We start from the raw sequence: 5597 nt of genomic DNA, 5'->3' as shown, positions 1-5597 counted from the left end.
AAGGTTAACGACGGTTAGATTCACCTCTTACACAGCACCTCATCACTTCTTTTGCGGTCACTTCGGCAATTTTTACAATCAAGTCTGGATTATTTGCCGCACCTAAACCTATGTTGTGCGGGAACAGCGTCGCGCCAATCACATTGTTGTGGCCGTGCACTGCATCTGTACCCCACATGGTTGGAATGTTGATGCCATCAAGCGAGTCATCAACCGATGCCTGATACATCGCCTCTGCTAAATCAACCCAATCTTTCACACTGGAATGTTTATTGTTATTTGGAAATGCACCACCACCATTGAGGTATGAACCAAAGCCATAGCGACGCATATCTTCTACGGTGATGTCGCGGATCTCAGGTTGGATCATTTGCGCTATTTTTTGCTCTAACGTCATTTTTACTAGTAGTTCAGCAACTTTACGCTCAATCTCTGGGTCTTTTTTAACTTCAGAGTTAATTGTCGGCCAAATATCTAAACCAGACTTTTCTACTTCAACAGTGTCATTTTGTTTTGCACATGATGCCAACAAACCTGTGACCATCACTGCAACTAATGATTTCTTTAAACGCTTCATTTTATTACCTCTCAGAAGAGCTATTTACAGGTTTATGGCCTTTTAAGCCGAAGTAGCCAATGAACACATAACACAGTGCTGGCAATAAGAAAGACAGTTGAACACCGACGACATCGGCAAGCATGCCTTGGCCAGCGGATCGGAAGGGGCGGGCAGCCTTCCGAACTGTTCGCTGCGACCATAGGGCGAGGACATGATCTCGAACCCACCCACGCGCAGCGGCGCCGATCGCGACCGCGGCAACCAGCATGAACAGCCCGCCCAGCCAGCCGACCAAAGCGCGCCACAGATGCAGCGGCATCGGCAGCAGATCGGCCGAATACAGCGACGCCCCCGTCGTGGTCAGCGACGAGACCATTTCCCACCATGCGTTGAAAATGCCGGTATCGGGCAGGCTTTCGGCAAAGGGCATCGCCAGAACCAGCGGCAGCACCGTCAATATCGCGACGCAACTGACCAGATCGCGGCGCGCCTGTTGACGGCGGCGGTTTGCGGCACCGGCCAGCCCGATCATCCCGGTCACCACCAGCGTCAGGTTGCACCAGTAGAAGAAGTTGCGCGCAATGGCATGTTCATCGATGGACGAGGCATAGATCGCCGGAATCGGCATCGCCAGCGCGGCGATGATCGACAGCTGCAACAGGATCGGCAGGCGGGCGAGAGGAGCCCAGCCGGGGCGCCTCAGAAGAAAGTCGATCGAGACCTGCAACAGGCGCTCGACCTCGGGCACGTCCTTGGCCGAGGGCGAAGATCAGCGACGATATCCCCCTCTTCCAGCCGCAGATGTCGGGCGAGGTCTCAACACCTCGGTCGCCCTTCTGGCACCGCGCCCATCAGCACGCCTTCGGGGAAATTCGATATCGCGGATCGCCCGCCCCGACATCGGACGAGGTCGACATGACCTCGTGCCTCCATCACCTCGGCCTCGGCATCGCCGATGGAATAGACCTATCGCGCACCCTGCCATGCCGGATATGGCGCAGGATGGTCGAACTGACGGTGGTGGCGCGCGGGTTGATATAGGCGTCAATGCCCAGCGCGCCCATCAAGGGCACCAGCGTCGGATCGTTGATCAGCGCGATCGCCAGCGTACAGCCCTCGGCTTTGGCACGCACGGCGGCCAGCATATTGGTCTTGTCGTCATCGGTGACAGCCAGCACCGCATCGCGCGCGGTCCGAGTCCCTGCCTCGCAGCAGATCGGCCGGTCCAGGCCATCGCCATTCAGCACGATGGTCCGCTCCAGACGCATCGGCGCGCGATTTCCGCGCGATAGCGGTCGCGTCTCGATCATCTTGGCACGGATCCGGCTCGGGCCGCGCCTTCCAGCGTGCGGGCGACCGCACAGGCCGACATTGCCCGCCACCGACAATCACCACACGTTCCTGCGTTTCTGGCGCCTTGCCAAAGACTTCCAGCGTGCGGGCCACGTCGTCGACATGGCTAGAAGACATAGACCTGCATCGCCGGCGAACAGCTGATCGCCCGGACTCGGGCGCAAACAGCGTGCCGATCGCGGCGGATGCCCACGACAATGGCGCGCAGGCTGGAAAAGCATATCGTTCAGCTGCCGCAGGGGCGTGTTCAGCGACCGGGCAGTCGTCTTCCACGGACGATGCCCAGCAACTGCGCTCTTGCCATCCAAGAAACGTTTCGGTGTCAAAGGCCGCAGGGCGCGCGACAGGCGTTGCAGCGCCGCCTCGGCGACCTCGCGATTCGGGGCTGATCACCACGTCGATCGGCAGGTGATCGCGGCGGTACAGATCGGAGTAGATCGCGTCCAGATAGGCTCTGACTGCGCAGACGGGCGATCTTGCGCTGGCATCGGGAACACCGAATGCGCCATCTGGCAGGTGACCATGTTCACCTCGTCCGAATGGGTCGCGGCGATGATCATGTCGGCGTCGCGCGCCCCGGCCCGGTCCAGCACGTCGGGATAGCTGGCAAATCCGGCGATCCCCTGCACGTCCAGCGTGTCGGTCGCGCGGCGTACCAGGTCGGGATTGTTGTCCACGACGGTGACGTCGTTGCGTTCGCCCGACAGGTGGCGGGCGATCTGCCAACCGACCTGCCCTGCCCCGCAGATGATGATCTTCATGCCTGCCCTCGTGCAGAAACGGCGTCTTGTCCGTTTCTCTGACTGTGCTGCGAGGCGCCGCGGTGCCCAGCTGTCGTGGTGGCCGCGCCCTGCAACAGCGCCTGGAATGGGCGCACGTATCCACGACCCGCGAATGGCGGCGTGTGATGTACAAGCTTCCCTTGCCGAAGCTGGACGGCTTGGGTAAAATTAACCATGTTGAGAGCGCGATGCCCGCCCAGGACGGTGCGGTTTGCCGAACCGAACGGTTCGCGGTCATCACCTCGACATTCGCAAAATGCCAGGGGGCGTGCTGACTACACTCGGCCCTTGGGGCACATCCGTCCAACCCGGCCAAAGAGGCGTTCCTGACGGCATCGCAGCATCAAGCAAACAGGGTTTCGTCTGCTTCCTGTACCTGTTTCGATGTCCGAGCCGTTCAATCCCCGAACACCGTCAGGCGCAACTTGACGCCGGGGCGACCAGGCGGCGGAGGTCAAAACCCGCCGTCGGTCGTTGGACAACCGGCCTTACTTGCCGGTCACCAGCTCATCCTCGCCGCGCATACCACCCACCACGCCAAGCGATTTCAGCTTGCGGTGCAGGGCGCTGCGTTCCATCCCGACGAATTGCGCGGTGCGGCTGATATTGCCGCCGAAACGGTTGATCTGGGCCAGCAGATATTCCCGCTCGAACATCTCGCGCGCCTCGCGCAGCGGCATGGCGGTGACCTGCGGCCCAAGGCTCAGCACATCGCTGTTGTCGGGCGTCGCGCCCTGCGGTTCCAGTTCGGCAGGCTGGATCGGGCCGCTTTCCTCGGCCAGGATCAGCACCCTTTCAATCACGTTGCGCAACTGCCGGATATTGCCCGGCCAACGCATGGATTGCAGCGCGGCGACCGTTTCATCCGGCAGTTCGCGCGCGGCAAGCCCCTGCGTCTGCTGGCAATAGTCGATGAAATGATGGGCCAGCGCGGCGATATCCTCGCGCCGGTCGGCCAGCGAGGGCACCACGATCGGCACCACGTTCAGCCGGTCGAACAATTCCTGCCGGAACCGACCCACGGCGATTTCTGCGGGCAGATCGCGGTTGGTCGAGGAAATCACCCGCAGATCGACGCGCACCCGGTCCGAACCGCCGGCCCGCGCGAATTGCTGTTCCGTCAGCACGCGCAGGATCTTGGATTGCGTGCCGGTGGGCATGTCGCCGACCTCGTCGAAATAGATCACCCCGCCATGAGCCTGCTCCAGAAGGCCCGGCTCGACCCCGCGATCGCTGCTTTCGCGGCCGAACAGAACCTCTTCCATGCGGTCGGGTTCGATCGTGGCGCAGGGCACGGTGACGAACGGGGCATTTGCGCGCGGGCTGTGGGCATGGATATAGCGGGCGGCCATCTCCTTGCCGCTGCCCGGCTCGCCCGACAGCATCACACGCCCGTTGGATTTGGCCACCTTGTCCAGATTGTCGCGCAGCCGCTTGAAGGCGGGCGACTGGCCGAGCATTTCGCCCAATTGCGTGCCACCGCGTTTCAGGCTGCTGTTTTCGCGACGCAGGCGGCTGGTCTCCATCGCCCGGTTGATGACCACCATCAACTGGTCGATATTGAACGGCTTCTCGATAAAGTCATAGGCGCCCTGCTTGATCGCCGCGACCGCGATTTCGATATTGCCATGCCCCGAAATGATGATCACCGGCACATCGGGATTGTTGCGCTTGACCTGTTTCAGGATATCGATCCCGTCCATCCGGCTGTCTTTCAGCCAGATATCCAGGATCATCAGCGCCGGTTCCTCGTCGTTCAGCGCGGTTGATGGCCTCGTCGGAATTGGCCGCCGTGCAGCGTCGTAAAGCCTTCGTCCTTCAGGATATCGGCCACCAGTTCGCGGATGTCGCGTTCGTCATCGACGATCAGAATGTCACTCATATCGTCCCTGCCTCGTCTTTTTCGTGTTTGGATTTTCGGTGCGCGCCGCGGACGGGATGTCGTTCCCGCGGCAAACGGATTTCGGCCATCGCGCCGCGATGGTCGGCGGCGTCGGTCAGTTGCAGGCTGCCGCCATGCTCTTCGACGATCTTCTTGACGATCGGCAGGCCCAAGCCGGTGCCCTGCGATTTCGCATCGTCACATAGGGTTCGAACAACCGGCTGCGATCCGCGGGCAGTCCGGTGCCGTTGTCGGTGATGCGGATGGTCACGGTATCGGGCGCGGCCTCCATCACCACCCGGACCGAGGGCGACCAGCCGTCGGGCGGATTTTCGGCCACCTCTTCAACCGCTTCGCCCGCGTTCTTCAGCAGGTTGGTCAGCGCCTGACGCAACATGCCGCCATCGCAGTCCACGATCACCGGCTGATCGGGAATATCGGCGCTGACCGCGCCTTTCAGGGCGTCCTGCTGGATCAGCACGGCATCGCGCAGCAGCGTGGCCAGATCGGTTTCGGCCCGGTCGGGCTCCGGCATCCGGGCGAAGCGGCTGAACTCGTCCACGATGCGACGCAGATCATTGGTCTGGCGGATGATCACTTCGGTATATTGATCCAGCGCGGCTGCTTCCTCGGGATCGGCAAGGGCCGAAAACTTGCGGCGGATCCGCTCTGCGGACAATTGGATCGGGGTCAGGGGGTTCTTGATTTCATGGGCGACACGGCGGGCCACATCGCCCCAGGCCGCCATGCGTTGGGCACTGACCAGTTCGGTCACATCGTCAAAGGCGACCACATAACCTTCCAGCGCACCATCCGCCCCGCGCCGCACGGCCATCCGCACCAGCAGGCTTTCCATGCGGCCTTCGCGGCTTAGGCGCACCTCGTCCTGGACGGCCTCGTTCACCGATCCCGACAACCGTTCGAACAGCGGGCCGAATTCGGGCACCGCCTTGGACAGAAGCGCGTCGATATCGCGGCTGGGTTCCAGCCCCAGAAGGCGGGTCGCGGACCTGTTCAGAAC

At 61.5% G+C, this 5597-nt stretch carries 5 protein-coding genes and 2 pseudogenes; all 7 read right to left on the bottom strand.

Annotation, left to right across the window (positions count from 1 at the left end; genetic code table 11):
- Positions 1–40: 40 nt before the first annotated feature.
- A pseudogene (locus ACXAC4_RS26370) lies at positions 41–577 on the bottom strand (glycoside hydrolase family 3 N-terminal domain-containing protein); the annotation flags it as partial.
- 4 nt (positions 578–581) lie between these two features.
- Positions 582–1307: a hypothetical protein gene (locus ACXAC4_RS26365; protein WP_475167882.1), complete on the bottom strand. Its 726-nt coding sequence runs from the start codon at positions 1305–1307 to the stop codon at positions 582–584.
- A gap of 184 nt (positions 1308–1491) precedes the next feature.
- The gene (locus ACXAC4_RS26360) at positions 1492–1941 is read right to left on the bottom strand and encodes an NAD-binding protein (RefSeq protein WP_475167878.1); all 450 of its coding nucleotides are present in this window, start codon (positions 1939–1941) and stop codon (positions 1492–1494) included.
- Between the two features lie 360 nt (positions 1942–2301).
- Positions 2302–2673: an NAD-binding protein gene (locus tag ACXAC4_RS26355; RefSeq protein WP_475167873.1), complete on the bottom strand. Its 372-nt coding sequence runs from the start codon at positions 2671–2673 to the stop codon at positions 2302–2304.
- Positions 2674–3182: 509 nt separating this feature from the next.
- Positions 3183–4430: a nitrogen assimilation response regulator NtrX gene (ntrX, locus tag ACXAC4_RS26350; RefSeq protein ID WP_475167869.1), complete on the bottom strand. Its 1248-nt coding sequence runs from the start codon at positions 4428–4430 to the stop codon at positions 3183–3185.
- Positions 4431–4450: 20 nt separating this feature from the next.
- Positions 4451–4576, bottom strand: coding sequence for a hypothetical protein (locus ACXAC4_RS26345; protein ID WP_475167865.1), 126 nt, complete (start codon positions 4574–4576; stop codon positions 4451–4453).
- Positions 4573–5324: pseudogene (locus ACXAC4_RS26340) on the bottom strand (sensor histidine kinase). Before ACXAC4_RS26340 ends, ACXAC4_RS26345 begins: the two are co-directional and overlap by 4 nt.
- Positions 5325–5597: the final 273 nt, after the last annotated feature.

This window comes from Pseudoalteromonas sp. AWM4_233 (assembly GCF_056158285.1).
This window is presented reverse-complemented; position numbering and strand designations above follow the sequence as displayed.

Excerpts from the sequence above, each read along its gene's own strand:
- ACXAC4_RS26345 (WP_475167865.1), bottom strand. The coding sequence starts at position 4,576 with ATGAGTGACATTCTGATCGTCGATGACGAACGCGACATCCGCGAACTG.
- ntrX (WP_475167869.1), bottom strand. The coding sequence starts at position 4,430 with ATGATCCTGGATATCTGGCTGAAAGACAGCCGGATGGACGGGATCGAT.
- ACXAC4_RS26355 (WP_475167873.1), bottom strand. The coding sequence starts at position 2,673 with ATGAAGATCATCATCTGCGGGGCAGGGCAGGTCGGTTGGCAGATCGCC.